This window comes from Brevibacillus fluminis, assembly GCF_003710825.1.
Lineage (GTDB): Bacteria > Bacillota > Bacilli > Brevibacillales > Brevibacillaceae > Brevibacillus_D > Brevibacillus_D fluminis.
This window is the reverse complement of the sequence record NZ_RHHQ01000008.1, coordinates 96,094-118,275: the sequence shown is the minus strand read 5'-3', so window position 1 is coordinate 118,275 and position 22,182 is coordinate 96,094. Positions and strand designations below refer to the sequence as shown.

The following is a 22,182-nucleotide window of genomic DNA, read 5'->3' as shown; positions in this document are numbered from 1 at the left end:
CAGGTCCTGAATGGCAAAATATTGATGAGTTTCGAATTTACGCAAATACAACGATTAAATTGGATTTTGACGATCTTACGGTTAGTGATCCGGTAATCGCGTCCACACCGACCAATGCAGCAACGCCGAGCATCGATACGCAGCCGCAGGATCAAACGGTGAACGTGGGGTCAACCGCCTCTCTGAGCGTAGCGGCGAGCGGCGGGGCTTCGCTGAGCTATCAGTGGTACAGCAACTCAACGAACAGCACGGTCGGAGCGACCGCGATCAGCGGTGCAAACAGCGCAACGTATACGGCTCCGACCGCAACAGCTGGAACCGTGTACTATTATTGCGTCGTGACGAATACGGACAGCAGCGCAACTGGCCAACAAATCGCGACGGCAACAACCAATTTTGCCAAGGTACAAGTGAACGCGTTGACCAATGCGGCAACGCCAAGCATTGATACCCAGCCGCAGGATCAAACGATAAACGTGGGAGCAGGCGCAACACTGACCGTCGCGGCGAGCGGCGGGGCTTCGCTGAGCTATCAGTGGTACAGCAACTCCACGAACAGCACGGTCGGAGCGACGGCAATCAGTGGTGCAAACAGCGCAACGTATACGGCTCCGACCGCAACAGCTGGAACCGTGTACTACTATTGCGTCGTGACGAATACGGACAGCAGCGCAACTGGCCAACAAACTGCGACGGCAACAACCAACTTTGCGAAGATACAAGTGAACGCGTTGGCCAATGCGGAAACGCCGACAGCCAATCCAGCAGGAGGGACAGTCTCATCGGGGACTAGGGTAGTACTGAGCACAAGCACGTCAGGAGCAACGATTTATTACACAATAGATGGAAGTACACCGACAAGCAGTAGCAGTGTGTATAGCAGTCCGATCACCGTAAGCAGCAACATGACGATTAAAGCAATTGCGGTGAAGACAGGAATGATAGACAGTGTAGTGATGAGTAAGAGCTATACGATTACGGCCACGGCAGAGCCTGAAGTAATCCCCGTGGCGGCTACAAAAGACATGACATGGGATGCCATCAACATCTACGACGAGGATATCAACCTTGTAGGCAAACCATCTGGGGCTGATCAACAATATTACAAAACGGCGATTCAATTTAAATTGCCAAATCTGTCAGGGAAAACGATTACGAAAGCAACATTACGCCTCAATGTCGAATCTGTGGTGAGTGAATCCGGAATCGTGCCGTTCATCGACGTATACGGCTCCACGGTAGACACCTGGGGAGTGGTGTTCCCGTTGAAAGAATCGGATCAGAAATTGCAAACGGTAACGGGCAGCTCCCTCGATCCGGGCGAGATCAATATTGACGTCACATCGTTTGTGCAAGGACAAAAGGACGGCATTGCTTCGTTCGCTCTTCTGGGCAATGACACGGTTAGCATTCCTGGAAATGTTGTGGAGATCGCGATTAGTGCGGATACTGCAGCAACAGGCAAACCACAGCTCATTTTGGAAACCCAAGTGGCTCCAGTGCAAAGTGCCCCAACGGTTACAACGGACAACACAGTCACCAATCTAACAAGCAGTGGAGCTACAGTCGGGGGAGAGGTTACAGGGGATGGAAATGACCCGATAACCGAACGAGGTATCGTGTACGCGACGAGCGCTAACCCAACGACAAGTAATACGAAAGTGACTACATTGGGAACAACGGGAACATTTAGCGTCAATCTGACCGGATTAAGCGCAAATACGAGCTATCATTACCGAGCGTATGCGACGAACGGACAGGGAACGAGCTACGGAACCGACCAGACGTTTACAACGAGTGCTGTGCAAAGTACGTTGAACCCGACGAGTGCAACGTTCGACAAATACGATCAAGCAGTGGGTCATGCAGATGTAACGACTACGATCACGCCGAACGGGAATACACTGAGTGACGTGACGTTGAGTGGGACGAGCATCGGTGCGGGGAATTACAGCTATGATAGCACGAGTCATGTGCTGACACTCAAGAAGGCGTACTTGGCAACGCTGGGTACAGGAGCAAAGGTGTTCACGGTTGACATGAATGCGGGGACCGATCCGACAATGACGGTAACGATCAGTGATACGACGCCGCAGAACAGCGCATTGAATCCAACGAGTGCAACGTTCGACAAATACGATCAAGCAGTGGGTCATGCAGATGTAACGACTACGATCACACCGAACGGGAATACACTTAGTGACGTGACATTGAGTGGGACGAGCATCGGTGCGGGGAATTACAGCTATGATAGCACGAGTCATGTGCTGACACTCAAGAAGGCGTACTTGGCAACGCTGGGTACAGGAGCAAAGGTGTTCACGGTTGACATGAATGCGGGGGCCGATCCGACAATGACGGTAACGATCAGTGATACGACGCCGCAGAACAGCGCATTGAATCCAACGAGTGCAACGTTCGACAAATACGATCAAGCAGTGGGTCATGCAGATGTAACGACTACGATCACACCGAACGGGAATACACTTAGTGACGTGACATTGAGTGGGACGAGCATCGGTGCGGGGAATTACAGCTATGATAGCACGAGTCATGTGCTGACACTCAAGAAGGCGTACTTGGCAACGCTGGGTATGGGAGCTCAGGAGTTCACGGTTGATATGAATGCGGGGACCGATCCGACAATGACGGTGACAATCAGTGATACGACGCCGGCTGCCCCAGACACCACGGCACCGACAGTAGGAAACAGCGGCACCATCACAGCGAGCAATGCTACACAAAACAGTGTGGATCTCGGTTGGACAGCTGCCACAGATACGGTGACAAGTACGGGGAACCTGAAATACAAAGTGGTGTATTCGCCCAGCAACAATCTGGATACCGTAGCGAATGCCGAAGCAAATGGCACGGTGGTGCAAGACTGGACTGCGAATATAACCAGCGCGACGGTAAACGGACTTACTGCTGGTACGATCTACTACTTCAACGTGTTAGTGAAAGATGAAGCAGGCAACAAAGCACTGTACAGCGGAGCAAGCCAAGCAACAACGGCTGCCCCAGACACCACGCCACCGACGGTAGGAAACAGCGGTATCATCACAGCGAGCAATGCTACACAAAACAGTGTGGATCTCGGTTGGACGGCTGCAACAGATACGGTGACAAGTCCAGGGAACCTGCAATATAAAGTGGTGTATTCGACGAGTAACAATCTGGATACCGTAACCCATACGGAAGCAAACGGAGCGGTGGGGCAAGACTGGACCGCGAATATAACCAGCGCGACGGTAAACGGACTTAGTGCTGGTACGACTTACTACTTCAATGTGCTGGTGAAAGACGAAGGAGGTAACAAAGCGCTGTACAATGGAACAAGTCAAGCAACAGCGGCTGCCCCAGACACCACGGCACCGACAGTAGGAAACAGCGGCACCATCACAGCGAGCAATGCTACACAAAACAGTGTGGATCTCGGTTGGACAGCTGCCACAGATACGGTGACAAGTACGGGGAACCTGAAATACAAAGTGGTGTATTCGCCCAGCAACAATCTGGATACCGTAGCGAATGCCGAAGCAAATGGCACGGTGGTGCAAGACTGGGCCACAAATATAACCAGGGCGACGGCAAGTGGATTGAATGCCGGTACGACTTACTACTTCAATGTGTTGGTAAAAGATGAAGCGGGTAACAAAGTGTTGTACAGCGGAGCAAGGCAAACCACAACTGCCATCCCGACTCAAATTTATATTACTGTTGTTGAACATTTGGGATCACTTACCGACATCCCTTCCGGAACACCGAAAACAGCCGCTGCGCTCGGCCTGCCTGAAAAGGTTGCGATAACACTCAGTGATGGCAGCAGCATACAGGCAATTGTTGATTGGGATCTATCGCGTGTTGAGTATGATCCAACCAATATGAAGACTCAAATCTTTACCGTTTACGGAACACTCGTGGATTTGCCAAATGGAGTGAGCAATACGCAAAACCTTCGTGCAAGCATCCAAGTCAGAGTAAATGGAAAAGAGAAAAAAGAAATTGTGGCAATTACCCAGCCAGCTACCATTCAAGACGTGGAAAATGGCACGCCGAAAACCGCAAAAGCGCTCGGTTTACCTGAGATGGTGGAAGTAAAACTCGATGACAACAGCACCAGGGAAATGCACGTAAACTGGGACCTAGAAGAATCGAGCTATGATCCTGATGATAAGAAAGCACAGACTTTTAGCATCATAGGAATTTTTGATAAATTGCCAGTGGATATCGACAATCCGAAACATCTAACGGCAAGCATTCGAGTCAGAGTGAACGCTGCTGTGGAAGGAACGAGAAATATTGTTGCAATAACTAATCCTTCCGCCATCACCGAACTTCCCAACGGTACGCCAAAAACAGCCACAGCACTTGAACTGCCAAAGACAGTACAAGTGACGCTTGATGACGATAGTACCATGCAAGTACGGGTAAAGTGGGATGTAGAAGGGGCAAGCTACGATCCGACGAGCAAGGAGGCGCAAAGCTTCTTCATCATCGGTATCCTCACATTGCCTGACGGAGCTACTAATACAGGAGAAAAAACAGCAAAAATTCGAGTCAGCGTCAATGCAGATGATGGACAAAAGAAACACGACATCGTAGATGTGATCAATCCCGATTCAATTACAGGCTTGGAAAACGGGACAGCCAAAACGGCGCATTCACTTGGTTTGCAGAAAAAGGTGCGAGTGGTTTTGGATGATGAGAGCACGGTCTTGGTGACGGTCAACTGGGACGTGGATCGTGCCGATTATGATCCCGATGTGAGTAAGAGACAGAAATTTACCGTCGATGGTACGTTGATGGACTTGCCTGCTGGCGTGACGAATAGCCACAACAAAACAGTACAAGTGAGTGTCACCGTCGAGAAGGCTCAACGCGAAGATAATGGGCATGACAATGATGGTGATGACGGTGGATCTAGCCATAATCATGCAGGTGACACGCAATCGTCCAAGCTGGGAGCAGATGAGCAACATGAAACAACACGCCAAGCGGTAGTGGAGGCAGGAAATGACAACTCCTTGCAGGAACAAGTCGAGATCACGAGACAAATCAATGAAAGCGGCGCAAAAGTCGATACGGTTGTCATCGAGGCTAATCATGTAAAAGAGATTCTCACCAAAGCATCCCAACACGGAAAAGACGTTGTTCGTATTGTGGTGGATGACCTGCCAAATGATCCTGCAGACAAAGTCGCGGTGAAATTCTCCAAAGTCGCGCTTGATTGGATGAAAAAACAAGGCGTTTCTCTCGAAATCAAGACAGAAAAGGCGACAATTACGATTCCAAAAGAAATGGTGGCAAACTTACCGCAGAATGAACTCTACTTTGAGGTTGTCCCCATTAAGAATTCCAGTGAAGTCACGGATGCTGTCGAGCGAGTCGGTCAAGCGGCAGAAGTCCTGCAAGCAGCAAACGGCCAAGAGGTTCAAATCATCGGGAAGCCAATGACGATTGAGACAAACTATCACAGTATCCCTACAAAGGTCGTATTTCCGCTAGACGAAAACACCTTGCCGAAGCAACCGGAGAAGGTCGATGCGTTCCTCGCCTCTTTAGCTGTTTTCGTTGAGCATACGGATGGGGAAAAAGAGCTCAAACGCGGGCAGGCCAAATACGATGAAAAAGGCCACCTGACAGGCTTTGAGATCGAGATTGATAAATTCAGTATCTTTACAATTCTTTCTATCAACGCAGCGGTGCTCACCGATCCGAATCGAATGCTGAGTAGAGCAGAGGTTGCCTATGAGCTCGCCAAAATTATAAAGAAAGAAAAACCAATAGCCTTCATTCCCCTTGCAGATGTCCAAGAGACACATTGGGCAGTCAATGCCATCAAGCAAGTGAGCAGCACAGGACTGATGGTGGGAGATGGACATGGTCAATTCCATCCCGATCGCAAGGTTACGAGGGCCGAAATGGCAACGATTATCGCCAAGTGGAAACAAATTTCCGTAAACAATGGTGAGGTTGCTTCATTTTCGGATACTAAAGGACATTGGGCGGTAAACATCATTGAAGCGGTAAGGAAACAAGGGATTTTGAAAGGATATGCTGACGGATCGTTTCGTCCAGACCAAGGAATTACCCAGAAAGAATTGACGATCCTGCTCCAGAGGTTGGCAGGCTCGAATAACTAAATTCGGGCGCTTTTAAAAATTAATTAGGACTTTTCACAAGTGATATGCTCCCCATACAGTAGACAGGTTACATAAACTTGTTTCTGTGAGGGGAGCTTTTCGTGCTTAAAGTACAATTTCGTGTGCGTTAACGGAAATGTGCTGATGAAATCGCCGGATGAGGTTACGTTGAACGTTCCCGCTGTTAGCACTGAGCTTTTACCGTATTCAACGACGAGCAGTCCATTAAGGTGCTAGAACGGCAGCCAGAGATCCTGACAATCCGTACATTAGGTCCTTTTGCGATGGAGTATAAAGGAATAGTGTTCTCCCGACTGTATGAAGAAACGAGATTGCAGTCATGATCGTAGCATTATGAGAAGCTGTTGAAAAAAGAACCGTATCTGGAAAATGTATATGTGGAGTATATTGAGCGGCTTTTACAAGCCAAACTTTTCTCGAATGCAAGAGAGGTGTCAGAACGCGGTGTGAAATAAATTGAACAGGAGTTAGGCATTCGGATGCAAGGCAGTATCGATATGTTGTTGAAGAAATACTCGTTATAGCCGGATGCTGTATGTTTACCCGGAGATGAGCGTTAGCACCCACACAGTGGGAGGAACTCGGGATTTATCGCAACGGGGAGAAGTTAGCTGAAAGGAAGGTTGGCGAATCGTTCGGGCAGTCAGGCGTGTAATTCACAGGCTTCGGACTGTAGCTGCGAAGGCAGAGGAGGACAGCATATGATATCCCACAGGATTAGCGAGGCTACTTCCTTCTTTTCTTATAAAGCTCAATAAAATAGAATACAAAAACTGAAAATAGTACCCATATAAAAGCTCCGACAAAACTGAAAGTAGATCCATCCCTATGGAATGTAATGATAGTTAGAATATCGGTTTTCATTAAAAAACCTAGGAAATAAAGTGTCCCAAGAGTTGCTAAGCATACAAAAAGTGTCAGCGTTTTATCTTTCATAGACGAGTTCACCCTGTTTATTGTTGTCTATCTGCCTATAAATACACCACCTACTACTCGCTAAATGCACCCCGCATACCCTAATCCTTTCCCCATGTAAAACTGTTCTGTATAATGTTCTCAACAACATTATAGTAAGGTGGGAGTGAGCAAATGAATAAAACCCGGGTTACGCTGGAAAGAGAAGTATCCAACTTTATCAGTTATTATATTAAAGAAACGTTAGGCAGAGGACCACGGGATACCGAAATAAAAATAGCGGATAACGTATTGATTTTCTTTATTAAAGGGATTCTCACGCAAATGGAAAAAAACATTTTAAAAATGCCAGAAGGGAAAAATGTAGTATTGAAGGGAAGGCAGCTATTTGTAGAAAGTACAAACGATGAATACATCAAAACGTTTGAAAAAATTGTGGAATCAAAAGTGATACAAAATTATGAAGCGTGGGATTTGGAGAATGATTCAGCTGTTGGAGTCCTTGTATTCGAAAATAAAATCTGCTGAATTGAATGAAAGCGCTTGCTTTTGTTCTGAATTTATTTATAATTATGAATACAAAGAAAATTTAATAGTGAAAGCAAGGGTGAGGAATCTTTGCTCATTTGAAAAGCATTGGGTGGTTTCTTGATACGTGAAATCAGGGGGCAGACCATAGCTTATTAAAACTAATTTATTAGTTTTATAAGTTGTGGTCTGCCCTTTTTTGCGTTTTCAAAAAGGGGGGATAGGAAGCAATAATCAGACAGCAGTTGGATGGTCGAAACGTTCTTATTTGCTAAAAAATAAAGAATGGAGATGATTTCATGATAAATCAAGAAAATAGCCAACTTAGCTCGATTACGATCAATGGGCACCAGTTTACCTACGATATTCACGGTGAGGCAGATGGGCCAGCATTGCTGCTGTTGAGCGGCTGGTGTCAAGATCACAGGTTGTTTAACCATGTCGTCAAACCGTTAGCCGAGCAACACAAAGTCATTCGTTTGAACTGGCGTGGACACTCCGATCCCGAGCGTCCGCCTGGAGATTTTGGGGTTAGCGAGCAGGCTGATGACGTCATCGCGGTGCTGAATGCGCTGGATATCCAGAAGGTGATTCCTGTATCTACCTCACATGGGGGATGGGCAAACATTGAGATTTGCCAACGGCTTGGAACGGCAAGAGCGCCTCAAACGGTGGTGATTGACTGGATTTTAATCGAGGCTGGAGCAGCGTTCATCAAAGATTTGCAAGATATCCAGAATCCTGAAGACTGGGTGACTGGACGGCAGAGCTTGTTCGACCATTGGCTAGGCATTAGTACCGATCTCGCGGTCATCGATCACATGAACAAGGAAATGGCTAGTTTCGGTTTTGATATGTGGGAAAGATCATGCCGCGTCATCGAGAACGCATACGGAACATGGGGGTCGCCTCTTGAGCGAATGGGTGCGCTGGACCCGCAACGGCCGATCGTGCACATTTATTCGCAGGCGGCCGCAGCTGGATATGAAGAGATGCAACAGACATTTAAAGAGAAGCATCCGTGGTTTGATTTCAAACATATCCCCGGCAAGACACACTTTCCTACCCTGGAGTCACCGGATGCCGTAGCGAATCTGATCAACGATTTTGTTTCTCAACTCCGTTAATGCTTTTCACTGCCCCCATTTTCTTCATCAATATGGCTTGGAACATGGGGGCTTTTGATTGGTTACAGCACGCTCATCCCAAAAACAGGAGGTTGATTGAATTGGGGAATAAAAAAGTAATCATCGCTGGTGCCGGATTATCTGGTTTGACAGTAGGAACTGCACTTGCCCAACGTGGATGGGATGTTCACCTGTTAGAAAGGTCGTCGGAACTAAGGGAAATCGGGGCTGGCCTTTATACGTGGGAAAATGGATTGAAGGTATTAGAAGAGATCAACGTATTTGAAGAAGCGTGTCAAAATGTAGAATTTATCACCAGCTTAAACATGATGGACGAAAATAGAGAGTTGATCCATTCCACCCTGTTTTCAAAGGGGAACCGTTTTTGTGTGATTCCTCGGAAACAGATCCACAGTGCTTTGGTTCGAGCTGCAAGGAACGCTGGGGTATCCATTGAAACCAATGCCTGTGCAGTTTCTGCTGATCCTTCAGGTTCACTAACCCTGGATAACGGGAGAACATACAAGGCTGATCTGGTTGTTGCAGCGGATGGGGTTTATTCCAATATACGTCAATCGCTCAATATTGCCCAAACGATGGAAAAGATGAGCAATGGTGCCTTACGAGCTCTGATTCCCCGAATTGAAGCGGATGAAAAAGGGATTGCGAGGGAGCATTGGTCGGGCTATCGGCGCATTGGTATAGCACCATCTACCGATCAATTCCGGTATGTTTACTTAACGGCACCTTCCACAGATGTTGAAGGACTTTCAGATCCGATCAATAAAGAGGAGTGGATTTCTTCATTCCCTCACCTGGAATCTGTCATCGAACGTATCGACCAAGCAAGGTTAGACCGCCATTTTTATTATATTTACTTACACGCTTGGTCGATCGGTCGTGTGGCTTTACTTGGCGATGCAGCACATGGGATGGAACCCAATTTGGGTCAAGGAGCAGGGGTCAGTATCACGAGTGCGTTGGAGTTAGCCAAACAACTCGAACATTTCGATGTCGATACGGCCCTTAGAAGATGGGAAGGTCTGATGAAGCCTACGGCGGAGAAGACGCAGATTTGGTCAAGGATCTACGGTTCAGCGGCATCAAACTGGCCAAAAGAGCTACTGCATGTCCGCTCAGATGTGATCAGAAAAGCAATCCATTCGGAAAATATCGAGTCAATGATGAGTCTAGCAGCTAGACATATTACAGGACGATGAGATGAATCGATAGTGATTTCAAAACCGATCAAAAAGGGGCGATGACTGTGAAAGATGGTAAACAAGGCAAGTCTCAACTCACCGGAATCCTGATTGTGTTAATTGCTTCCGCTCTTTTTTCAAATCTGGGGGTCTTAACCAACTTTGCTTATGAAGCCGGGATGAGCCCTGTGGCCTTCGCTACTTGGCGTGAAACGATCGGTGCACTTGCTATGCTCGTTCTTCTTTTGTTTGGTGTTGGGCGCCCAGCGGGTTCTGAACGTAAACCTTTATCCCAGATTCCCAGATGGCAGTGGCGTAATCTGTGTATTGCTGCTGTTGCCTTTATGTCGTACAGTCTTGCGATCTTTTATGCATTCGTTCACTTAACTGTTGCGTTAGCTTTTCTACTGTTTTACATCTATCCGGCATTGGTGACATTGATCAGCGCTATGACAGGACGAGAAGCGTTTAATGCTCCTAAGGTTACCGCGTTAGTCTTTGCTTTGGGTGGAAGTACGTTAGCTATTGTTGGGCAAATGGTTGGAGGGGGAGCCGTTCGATTTGATACCATCGGGATATTATTGGGACTTGGATCAGCAGTAGGGATGTCGATTTATTTCCTTGTTGGCCGGGGCGGCTATCCAAGCATTCCTGCTTCTTATGCGACAACGATTTTTTTACTAGCAGGTGCTGCCGCATTTGCCGGAATTGGCCTCGCTTTCGGAGAAAAGGAGTCGTTGCTGCAGCCTTTCCAAAACGTTTCGCTCTGGCCCATGCTGCTTTTCGCGGGAGTTGGGGCAGCAGCAATTCCAACCATGATGTTATTGACCGGTATTCGCATGATCGGTGCATCAAGAGCTTCCATTCTGGCTATTTTTGAACCGGTTTCTGGTTCCGTGCTTGCAGCAATTTTTTTGGGTCAAACTCTTTCTTTCGTTCAAATCATTGGTGGTGTTTTGATTCTCAGCGCTGCCGTTATTTTGCAGCGGACACCGGAACCTATCGGTGTATCTTCCATAGATATACCTTCATGAGATTGACTGCATGTCGGTAAAAAGTCAGCAGATAAAGGAGGAAGAGGATGGGGTATATAGTAGGTAAAAAACTTCGAATCTCCTATGGGGAAAATGAAAACCAATTTGGCGACTTGCGGCTGCCAGAAGGTAATGGCCCTTTTCCCGTTGCGATTGTGATTCATGGAGGCTTCTGGAGAGAAAAATTTAAGCTAGACCAGATGGATTCGTTCGCAGAAGCATTAACGGTTCAGGGGATTGCAACATGGAACATTGAATACCGACGGGTTGGACAGGAAGGAGGAGGGTGGCCGGGGACTTTTCTTGATGCTGCACAAGCTTCCGATTTTGTTCGAACGCTTGCGAATGATTATCCGCTTGATTTGCGCCGCATCTTCACGATCGGACATTCAGCCGGTGGACATTTCGCCCTATGGATTGCTGCACGACATCGACTTCCCGCGACAAGTATCATAAAAGGTTGCGACAATCCTTTGCAAGTGAAAGGAGCCATTAGTCTCGCAGGTGTTTGTGATCTGGACGTCATGCACAACATACATCAAGTAAGAGAGTTGAAAATGGGAATCAAGGATAATCCCACACGTGATCTGATTGGTGGTATGCCGCAGGACTTTAAAGAACGGTATAAGGAAGCGTCACCTATCGCTCTTTTACCGATTGGAGTACCCCTTGCACTAATTCATGGTTCCCTTGATAGTAATGTGCCAGTTGGACTTAGTCAGCAGTTCGAACAAGCAGCAAAGGTAGCAGGTGACGATGTAATCGTCCAAACGATTTCCAACGCGGAGCACTTTGCCATTATCGATCCAAATTCAGATGCATGGCCCGTTGTTATGGAAGCAATCGTGGGCTTGCTGAACGCTTGACTGCCGGGATTTCTCGCAGTTTTTTTATGGCGGGAGGGGGCGGTTTCGAAGTAACGCGGATTCCGACGAATGTGTTGCGCGTCTACGATTTGTTGTTCGCCAAATACGCCGAAAAAAATAAATATTGCCATCAACAAAACTCCGCGAAGGCTTGTTCCAGCGCGGTTTTTGTCGTTTTACAGGGACATGCCTTTCATAATTCTTTTATTGGACAACCGTACAATTTTTACTAATGGAGATGTCATCGAGAGGAGAAAGCGGAATGCGCAAAGTAACGATATGGATCGTAACGTTGTTGATGGTGTTCGGGGCGATTACGGGGGGAGGTTTCGGGAGTGGAAATGCCGCGGCCGCTGAAAGTGATTTTTCCGGAGGCACTGGTTCAAAGGACAACCCGTATCTCATTGGAACGCCTGAACAACTCAATAACGTCAGGAATTATGTGGATGCGAACGATTATTTCAAGCTGACCCAAAATATTGATTTGAGCAGCTACGCCGCAGGCGCAGGCTGGCTTCCGATCGCTACAGTCGGTTCTCCGTTTTATGGTCACCTGGATGGTGACGGGTTTACAATCACGGGGCTGACGATCAATAGTGGCAATGCGTTGGGTTTGTTCGCGAGTATCGGAAATAGCAGCACGATTACGAACGTAACGTTGGAAAATGTCTCCGTTAAAGGGCTGGATTCTGTAAGCGGCCTCGTTGGCAGAAACGCCGGTGGAACAATCGAAAATAGTTGCGTCACAGGGAGTGTGACCGGATCGAGTACGCAAACGGGCGGTTTGGTCGGGCTCGATAGTGGGGGAACGATAACGAATAGCTACTTCAAAGGGAGCGTAAACGGAGCGCAAATTGTAGGCGGGCTAGTAGGTGCTAGCAGCGGCGGAACTACAATCGAGAATAGCTTCGTTACAGGAAACGTGAGCGGAAATTCTTATATAGGCGGCTTGGTCGGCACTAATGGCAGCGGCAACATTCATACGAGTTATGCTTCGGCAAGCGTGAGCGGAAGATCTTATATTGGCGGTTTGGTTGGTTGGAACGAAAGTGGAGAAATCGACAATAGCAGCACTACGGGTGATGTAAACGGCATTTCTTATGTGGGGGGCTTAGTTGGTAACAACGGTAACACATCGACCGCCCACAGCGGAAAAATCAGCAATAGCAGCGCGACAGGGAATGTGAGCGGGGGCGGTCTTGATCTATACGTAGGCGGCTTGGTTGGTTATAACGACAATGGAGAGATCAGCCGCAGCTATGCCTCGGGAACTGTGAACGGAGCTTTCGACGTAGGTGGCTTGGTTGGTTTCCTTAACTTTGGAAGTATCAGCAATAGCTATGCCTCGGGAGCGGTAAGCGGAAAAGTCGAAATAGGCGGCTTGGTCGGCAACAACGGCTCCACAGCGGACGGCAGCTCTGTCGGCGGAGAGATTATCAACAGCTACGCCATGGGAAACGTGAATGGCGATAGTAGCACAGGAGGCTTGATTGGCATTTCCCGGTTTGGAGCGCCCGATCCCGTCAACAGTTTCTACGATATGGAAGCAACCGGACAGAATGGTTCGGCCGGAGGCGTAGGCAAATCCACTTCGGATATGCGGGATAGAAGCATCTATGAAGCGGATGCCGCTAATCATTGGGACTTTTCAAATACATGGGCGATCGATTTGCATAATGGCGGATACCCTTATTTGCGAGCGATCCAGGCTTACTTGGATTATGACGGGAACGGAAACACCGGCGGGAGCGTTCCGGCGAGTCGCTCTTACATGCCGGGAACAGAAGCTGACATTGACTCTGGAACGCTCGATTTGGAAAAGGCGGGATTCCTTTTCGCTGGATGGAACACGAACCCGGATGGGAGCGGTAGTACCGTTAAACCGGGGGATTCCTATCATATAACGGCCAATACAACCTTGTATGCGCATTGGATTATGCCTAGCTCAAATGCGACGCTGACCTCCACGATCGGAGATATAGCGGCAGGAAGTATAACGAACATTCCCTACGGTACAACGTTAGCTGCATTGAGGGCAGCAATCACGCCAGCAGCGGATGCAACGTTCGAAATTTACGATGCAGACGGAATCACCGTCGCAACGACATTGGCTTCCGGCAAAATGGTGATTGTAACCGCGCAGGATGGAGTAACGAAGACTACGTATACTGTGACCGTAGCGGGGAACAGCACGAAAGACATCACGGCTTTCACCTTGGCAGAGGAAACTGGAACGGCGATGATCGATCACAATTCGCATTCGGTCACGATTCGAGTGGCGCGCGGCACCAGCTTGAACGATTTGATCGCCACCTTCTCATTATCCGACGGAGCCGCGGCCAAGGTTGGAGCCATTGATCAAGTGAGCGGAGTAACCATCAACGATTTTACGAGCCCGGTCGTCTATGAGGTGAAAGCGGCGGATGGCAGCACGCAGAACTGGACCGTCACGGTGACCGTTGCGGCGAGCAGCGAGAACGACATCACATCGTTCAGCTTGGCGGGAGAAACCGGAACGATCCATACGGCTGCGAAAACGATTTCTATTCAAATCGCGTTAGGCACGAACCTGGAGAGAGTGGCTGCTACGTTCACGTTATCCGATGGTGCTTCGGCAAAGATCTTCGGTATCGATCAAGTGAGCGGAGTTACCGAAAATAATTTCGATGGGCCGATCTTTTACGAGGTAACGGCGGCGGATGGCAGCATGGCGTTATGGAATATTATGATAATGTGGGTCTATAAGCTAAGCAGCGCGGCCACGCTAACCTCTACGATCGGCAGCGTAAGTTCAGGCGGAACGACGAGTGAAAGTATAACGAATATTCCCTATGGGACAACGCTAGCATCGTTTAAAGCAGCGATTACACCAGCGGAAGGCGCAACTTTTGAACTCTACGATGCAGATGGAATCACGGTTGCGAGAACGTTGGCGACGGGTAAAAAGGTCATTGTCACTGCGCAAGATGGAACAACAAAGGTAATGTATACCGTGACAGTGAATGCACAATCTCCGTCTACTCCGGTTCCTTCATACTATCCGGTTACAAGCGTGGGCCTGGATCAAACGGACTTCACCTTGACCGCAGGAGGGCAAACGACTGTCCTGCGTGCAACGATCAATCCCTCGTACGCAACCATTCACAGCGTGACGTGGAGCAGCAGCGATCCGAAAGTAGCAACAGTAGACGAAAAAGGTGTAGTAACGCCAATCGCTGCCGGTACCGCTACGATTACTGTTACGACGACAGACCAAGCCAAAACGGCGACGAGCCAGGTGAAGGTTGTTGAGCTCGATGAGAAAAAGCTGGTCGGACTGGACGTATCAGAAAAAACCATTTTGCTGAAACCCAACAAATCAGCGTCCATTGCTGTACATGCCATCTATTCCGATGGAACAAAAGAAAACATTACCCACGATAAAGAAGTGAGCTATCTCTCTAGCTCGAGATCAATCGTGACAGTCGCGAAAGGCATAATCAAAGCGAGGAACAAAGAGGGAAGTGCGACGATTACGATTGGCTACCAAGGCAAGAAAGTAGAAATCCCAGTATTGATCTCGAAGCTCGATGTGACAAAGCTGGAGGTGCAGCCTACAAACCTGCAGGTAGACGTTGGTCAAGTCGAACAGATCCAAGTGACAGCTACGCTATCCAACAAGGAAACACAGGATGTTACGGAAGAGGTAATATGGGAATCCAGTAAGCCAGCGGTCGCAACCATTGATCCGAATGGAAAACTGACAGCCATCGCCCCTGGTACGGCTGTGATCACAGCTGCGTATGGTGGCAAGACAACTGAGGCTACCATAGAAGTGAGCAAGACGAAGAGAATCAAGCGACTCTCTGCCAGCAAACAGAAGGTTACGATCGCAGCAGGAAAAGAACAAAGCATCAAGCTAACCGCTAGGTATCAGGACGATTCGAAAAAAGTCGTAACGGAGCAAGCAAAGTGGTCGAGTGAAGACGAGTCAATTGCTGTCGTGAAAAATGGCACGATCATTGGACAAGCCAAAGGAAAGGTAAAAATTCAAGCAAAATACCAAGGGAAAACAGTAACGATTCAAGTGACCGTTACAGAATAAACGAGAAAAAGCCCGCTGTTGCCTCGAAAAATATTCCTCTATAAAATAGCTCAGGTAAAGTTTTGACTACCTGAGCTATTTTTAATGCCAGCAATGTAAACTACCCTTTAATAAAACCGCCTCCACCCTATTTTTTCTTTTCCAATCCAGTTACAATAAGATTTGTGGGTTTTGAAATAGGAGGTAATCATGTACAAAGTTGGGGTTATCGGTCCTCATTCATCCGTAGAACGCATCCTGCAACTTGGAAAAGAATATGAGCGGACAATGGAATTTGTAGCGTTTCCTTATCGTGATTTTCAGGAAACGGAAGGGATTGTTCGGGAGCACGACCATGCCCTCGATGTCTGGCTATTTTCGGGTCAGATTTCTTATATGATCGCAAAAAACACGTTACAAGCAGATGATAGATTAGTCTTTATCCAGCATACAGAATCGGGTATCTATAAAAGTCTTTTGCATATGGGGTATTACCAGCAAGAATTTTTAAGCAAAGTAAGTATCGATGAGATTACGACCTCTTACTTGGAACAGGCTCTACAACAAATTGATATCACTCCCCAAGAGATTTATGTGAAGACGTTTGACGAAAAATCGAGCACCCAAGAGCTCATCAATTTCCATATCGATTTGTATCGAAGCAAAAAAACGAAAGGCGCATTGACTTGTTTTGAAGCGGTCGCACTGGCGCTGAAAGAAGCAGGGGTACCGACTTACCGAATATCAAGTACAGACATGGAGATACGGCAAGCCTTGCGCATTCTCGATGAAAAGACGTGGACTTTTTTCTATAAAGATACACAGATTGGCGTTCAAATGGTGGAAATCGAGCATTTTGACAAGATTAGCGAGAAGGCCAAAAGCTCCTACCAGCTGCAGTTTTTTGAGATGAAGGTAAAGGAAACGTTGCTTCGGTATTGTGAGAAGCTAGATGGCTCCTTGTTGGAAAAAGGAAATGGTCGGTATGTCATTTTCAGTTCACGCGGGGCGATCGAAAGGGAAATCAAAATGCTGCAAGATACGGTAAGTCAGCTCTCAGAGGAAGCGGACCATACCGTCAGTGTAGGAGTCGGGTATGGGGTGACTGTCCATTCGGCCGAAATTAATGCGGAGCGTGCTCTGCAACTGTCACAGGAAAAGGAAGAGCATGGAATCGTGATCATTCGTGAGGACGGTACGCTTATCCAATCCGCAGGGGAAGAAGATGAACTCAGCTTCTCATGCCGCTTCGATGACAAAGAGCTGATTGAAAAACTGAAAAGTGTCAAAATTAGCGTAAAAAACTATCATAAGGTAACGGCCTTGATCAAGAGGATGAATTGGAACGACTTCACGGTCAAAGATTTGGCTGCCCATCTCTATTGGGATGAACGGAATGCACGGCGTTTTTTGGGAAGTCTTTGTGAAGTGGATTTGGCTGAATATATTGGGGAAGAATCGTTGTCTTCACGGGGAAGGCCAGGGAAACGATATCGCTTGAAATAACCATTCTATGTTTGAATGGTTATTTTTTTTTATTTTCTTTCGATTGTGGATTGAAAAATGAGAATGATTTAAATATAATCTATATATTGCATTTACCCTTTTTATACCCGAAATTAGTTTGCAGAGTTTTGGTGAAGGAGCACAGCTCTAGGTTTCACAAAAGAGGAGGAAGGAGTCGCCTTATCATTTGGACAGAATATGCCTACACAACGTGAGAAGAGGGGTAATTTCATGGATCAAGAACAATACTTGAAAAAGAAAATGGGATTTTGGTCTCTTACGGCACTTTCTCTTGGGGGGATCATCGGGTCAAGCTGGCTGTTTGGTCCTTGGGCTACGGCGAAATTAGCTGGACCTGCCGCCATACTTTCTTGGGTGATCGGTGCAGTCGCGATTACATTAATCGCGATGGTGTATGCCGAACTAGGAAGGGTCAAGCCTGAATCGGGCGGTTTAGGGCGCTACCCTCTCTATTCCCATGGAAGCATGCTGGCGACCGTGACCAGCTATTCGATTTGGCTCGGTTACTGTGCGACGGCACCAGTGGAATCGGCCGGAGTCATCCAATATGCCAATCAGTTTTTGCCAGGCCTTTATGATGTAGCGAGTGAGCAACTGACAACAACAGGTATTTTGGCAGCTACCTTGTTGATGATCTTTTTCGTTGTTTTCAACTATTTTGGGGTAAAACTGTTTGCGGTCACAAACACGGTCATTACGGTCATTAAATTTGTTGTACCTGTCCTCACCATCTTGGCCTTTTTCATGACAGGCTTTCATGCGGAAAACTTCACGAGCCAAGGTTTTGCTCCAAACGGCATCAGTGCGGGATTAAGTGCCATCCTCACAAGCGGAATTTTCTTTGCTTATACCGGTTTTGGCAACGTTATCATGATGGGTGGAGAAGTAGTCAATCCGAGACGAAACATCCCGCTCGCGCTGATTGCCTCCCTAGTAGTCGCCGCGATTATGTACGTGCTCCTGCAAGTGGTCTTTATTGGCGCGGTTCCACCTGAAATGCTGGCAAATGGCTGGAGCGGAATCAAATTTGATTCACCTTTTGCCAATTTGGCCATGATTGCCAATATGGTCTGGCTGTCTTGGATCATTACCGCGGATGCTATGGTCTCGCCGACAGGCTCGGCGCTTGCATATACAGCGGGAACCTCCCGCCATGTATACGGAATGGCGAAAAGCGGGTTTTTGCCAAGTTACTTCGGGGTGATTAACAAACGCTTTGGTGTCCCTACACGTGCACTCGCTTTCAACTTTGTCATCGGACTCTTATTCTTGTTCCCATTGAAAAGTTGGACTGCCATTGTCGCCATCGTCGGAGCGATCGGGATCTATAAATACGCCTCTGCATGTGTAACCGTCATGGTGTTTCGCAAGGTTGGCCTGACGAAAGACAAAGGTCTTCCGGGCATGAACCTGATCGCGCCATTGGCTTTTGTGTTCGCTACGCTTCTGATTTATTGGACGAAATGGAGCAAGGTGCAGCTTGGTATTACAGGTTTGATTATAGGAGTAGGCGGTTACTTGATCGTCCATTTTATCCGGAAGAATAAAAAAGAAGAGATTCTTGGCGGTTTGTACTTGATTGTGTATATCCTCATGCTCATTGCCTTGTCCTATTTTGGCAATTTCGGAGGAATCGGCATTCTTCCTGAACCATACATGTCGGTGATTGCGGCAGTGGTTGGATTTGGTTTTTACTACTTGGCTGTTTATAACGGCGTGTGGTATATGCGCAAAATTGGGAACGTAGCAGAGCTGGAGGAAAGCATCGCGAATCAACAGTAAACACGAATGTGAGAAAAGGAGAAACATCGTTATGAAGCTTTGGGGAGGCCGTTTTCGAAAAGAAGAAAACAAACTCATGGAGGACTTCAACAGTTCTCTGCATGTGGATCAAAGACTGTACGCGGAAGATATTAAAGGGAGCATCGCCCACGTCAACATGTTGATGCAAAGCGGGCTTCTCACACAGCTTGAAGGAGAGGAGATTGTCAAAGGACTCATCTCCATTCTCGAAGATATTGAATCGGGAACATTGCCGATCGAAGGGAATTATGAAGATATTCATAGCTTTGTGGAATCGAATCTGACAGAGCGGATTGGAAGCACGGCAAAAAAACTCCATACCGCGCGAAGCAGAAATGACCAGGTGGCATTGGATATCAGACTCTATGCAAAACGCAAGGCGCTGGATGTCATCAACAGAATCGAAGACCTGAAGCAAAGCCTGCAAAAAAAGGCAAAAGAAAACAATGTCATCATGCCTGGCTATACGCATCTCCAGCGCGCACAAGTCGTCACCTTTCAGCACCATTTGCTGGCGTACGATCAGATGCTGAGGCGTGACAAACAGAGAATCGAAAACGCAATCGAGATCATGAATGAAAGTCCACTTGGCTGCGGTGCCCTAGCCGGTACAACTCATACCATCAACAGGGAAATGACCGCCAACGAGCTAGGATTCGCAAAGCCAGTTGACAACTTCCTGGATGGGGTGAGCGATCGCGATTACTTGTTGGAGCTGATGTCTGGCTTCTCCATTCTCATGATGCACCTGAGTCGATTGAGCGAAGAGCTGATTTTGTGGAGCAGTCAGGAATTCAAATTCATCCAGATCGATGATGCATACTCCACCGGAAGCAGCATTATGCCGCAAAAGAAAAATCCCGACGCCGCCGAGCTCATTCGTGGAAAAACAGGACGAGTCTACGGTTCGTTGACTTCACTGCTCACCACGATGAAAGGCTTGCCGCTTGCGTACAACAAGGACATGCAGGAAGACAAAGAGCCATTCTTTACTGCCTTGGATACCGTCCAGTCATGCCTCGCCATCATGTCCAAGATGATCGCGACGATGAAGGTCAATCATGAAACGATGAAAAAAGCAGTGAAGGAAGGCTTCCTGAATGCGACCGAGGTAGCGGATTATTTGGTTAGCAAAGGGGTTGCATTCCGAGATGCTCACAGCATCGTAGGTTCCATCGTGATTTATTGTGAGGATCATCAGAAAGCGATCGAAGAGCTGACGCTGGAAGAATTGAAGCAGATTAGTTCAATTATCGATGAAGATATCTATGCGTTCATCGATTATCCGAACATCTTAAACAAAGGGATCAAGGTGGGCTTGTTGAGATAAGGAATAATTTGAATCGCTGAAACTGTAATGAAGTAGTTGAACCATGACCCGATCCTGTGAAATGGATCGGGTTTTTAGCTTTCGAGTACGATCAGTCACACAGAATAAAAAAGCATTGATTTTTTGCATAATTTTGTATATTTTGTATGTGAGGGGACTTATGAGCGAACGCTCAGTCATTTTCGGTATCTAGACAAAAAAGATTAGCTTATGCGGGTACACAAAACGATTGGAGGGGTTAAGATGTTAAATCAACAACTAGTCCTCTACACAGAAGAAAACGGAATCGCAAAAATTACACTAAACAGGCCGGAAGCGCTAAATGCTTTAAACCGAGATGTGCTTGAACAGCTTTCGTCCATCTTGGACCGGATCAAAACTGATCCAAGTGTTAAGGCAGTGATCCTGACTGGTGCTGGAGAAAAGGCATTTTCCGCGGGTGCGGACATTCAGTTTCTCAATAAAGCCACTCCTTTGGAAGTACGGGAATTCGCTCAACTAGCTGTTACGGTTACGAATCAAATCGAGACATTGGGGAAAGTAGTTGTAGCTGCTATCAACGGCTTTGCACTTGGAGGCGGGCTTGAGTTAGCGGAATCTTGTGCGCTCCGTATATCTGCTACTCATGCTCGGTTAGGGCATCCAGAAGTCCGTATTGGAGCTGTTGCCGGTTTTGGAGGAACTACGAGACTTCCCAGATTGATCGGTAAGGGGCGTGCGACAGAACTGTTGCTCACGGGAAACGCGATAAGCGCAGAGGAAGCACATCGAATCGGGTTGGTTAATCGGGTTGTTGAGCATGATCAGGTACTAGCAGAAGCTGAAAGGCTTATCCAAGAAATTCTATCTCAGTCACCGATCGCAGTAAAATTGACGTGGGAGGCCATTCATCGTGGATGTAACCTAACGTTAGAAGAGTCAGCGCTACTCGGTGCAGATTACTTCGGACTGGTCGCGTCCACAGAGGACTTCAGAGAGGGAACTGCATCATTTTTGGAAAAGACGCAGCCATCCTTTAAAGGGAGATAGAAAGAACAACTTGTAGACCAAACATAACGTGAAACGCAGCCAACCAAGGTTGCGTTCTTTTGAATTTATCATATGTTTTTGAGGATCGACAAAGGCTCACATAGATCATGAAAACGACTAACCGTTTAAGCGTGTGCCCTGCAAGTGTTATAATGCAATCATTCAAAACATCATGGCGATATAAAGGCGGTTGTTCCATGTCTCTGGAAAGTGAAAAAATCAAAATCCTTGGGGAGTTTTTAAAATCCCGCCGTGAACGGATCAAGCCGGAGCGTGTCGAAATTGCGAGTCGCTATGGGCGGAGAAGAACACCGGGGTTGCGCAGGGAAGAGGTTGCACAGCTTGCGGGAGTCAGCATCACTTGGTATACATGGCTGGAACAGGGGAGAGTCGCTTCCGTATCAAGAGAAGTTCTCGAGAGCGTGAGCAGAGCCCTTCAATTATCTTCCGCGATTCCGAAAGCCAACCGCGTAATGACCCGATTGATTTTTACCGATCCCAACTTACGCATGGATTTTCGAGCGGTTTTTTTCAGTAGGGAGAAAATCTGTTCGTTCTTGGGTGTGGCCACAGGCACGCCCGTCTTTGGGG

The 22,182-nt window shown here is 47.5% G+C and carries 11 protein-coding genes and 1 pseudogene; all 12 read left to right on the top strand.

Annotated features, from left to right (window positions below; translation table 11 throughout):
* The first annotated feature begins 59 nt into the window (after positions 1-59).
* Complete coding sequence (locus EDM56_RS09995; RefSeq protein WP_122917773.1) at positions 60-6,146, top strand: X2-like carbohydrate binding domain-containing protein; 6,087 nt, start codon at positions 60-62, stop codon at positions 6,144-6,146.
* Positions 6,147-7,256: 1,110 nt separating this feature from the next.
* On the top strand, positions 7,257-7,610 hold the full coding sequence (locus tag EDM56_RS09985; protein ID WP_122917771.1) for a Na-translocating system protein MpsC family protein: 354 nt from the start codon (positions 7,257-7,259) through the stop codon (positions 7,608-7,610).
* Positions 7,611-7,909: 299 nt separating this feature from the next.
* A complete protein-coding gene (locus tag EDM56_RS09980) occupies positions 7,910-8,737 on the top strand; it encodes an alpha/beta fold hydrolase (RefSeq protein WP_122917770.1) in 828 nt (275 codons plus the stop codon).
* Positions 8,738-8,838: 101 nt separating this feature from the next.
* A complete protein-coding gene (locus tag EDM56_RS09975; protein ID WP_183192385.1) occupies positions 8,839-9,957 on the top strand; it encodes an FAD-dependent oxidoreductase in 1,119 nt (372 codons plus the stop codon).
* A gap of 47 nt (positions 9,958-10,004) precedes the next feature.
* The gene (locus EDM56_RS09970; RefSeq protein ID WP_183192384.1) at positions 10,005-10,973 is read left to right on the top strand and encodes a DMT family transporter; all 969 of its coding nucleotides are present in this window, start codon (positions 10,005-10,007) and stop codon (positions 10,971-10,973) included.
* 47 nt (positions 10,974-11,020) lie between these two features.
* Positions 11,021-11,839 (top strand): alpha/beta hydrolase family protein, encoded by an 819-nt coding sequence (locus EDM56_RS09965; RefSeq protein WP_122917767.1) that lies wholly within the window; start codon positions 11,021-11,023, stop codon positions 11,837-11,839.
* Between the two features lie 262 nt (positions 11,840-12,101).
* Positions 12,102-15,923, top strand: coding sequence for a GLUG motif-containing protein (locus EDM56_RS09955; RefSeq protein ID WP_183192383.1), 3,822 nt, complete (start codon positions 12,102-12,104; stop codon positions 15,921-15,923).
* Positions 15,924-16,112: 189 nt separating this feature from the next.
* A complete protein-coding gene (locus EDM56_RS09950; RefSeq protein WP_122917764.1) occupies positions 16,113-17,408 on the top strand; it encodes a hypothetical protein in 1,296 nt (431 codons plus the stop codon).
* A gap of 231 nt (positions 17,409-17,639) precedes the next feature.
* The gene (locus EDM56_RS09945) at positions 17,640-19,211 is read left to right on the top strand and encodes an APC family permease (protein WP_183192382.1); all 1,572 of its coding nucleotides are present in this window, start codon (positions 17,640-17,642) and stop codon (positions 19,209-19,211) included.
* Positions 19,212-19,242: 31 nt separating this feature from the next.
* On the top strand, positions 19,243-20,562 hold the full coding sequence (gene argH / locus EDM56_RS09940; RefSeq protein ID WP_122917762.1) for an argininosuccinate lyase: 1,320 nt from the start codon (positions 19,243-19,245) through the stop codon (positions 20,560-20,562).
* 243 nt (positions 20,563-20,805) lie between these two features.
* Positions 20,806-21,591, top strand: coding sequence for an enoyl-CoA hydratase/isomerase family protein (locus tag EDM56_RS09935; protein WP_122917761.1), 786 nt, complete (start codon positions 20,806-20,808; stop codon positions 21,589-21,591).
* A 197-nt stretch (positions 21,592-21,788) separates the two neighbouring features.
* Positions 21,789-22,037 (top strand): annotated as a pseudogene (locus EDM56_RS09930) (helix-turn-helix domain-containing protein); the annotation flags it as partial.
* Between the last annotated feature and the right edge of the window lie 145 nt (positions 22,038-22,182).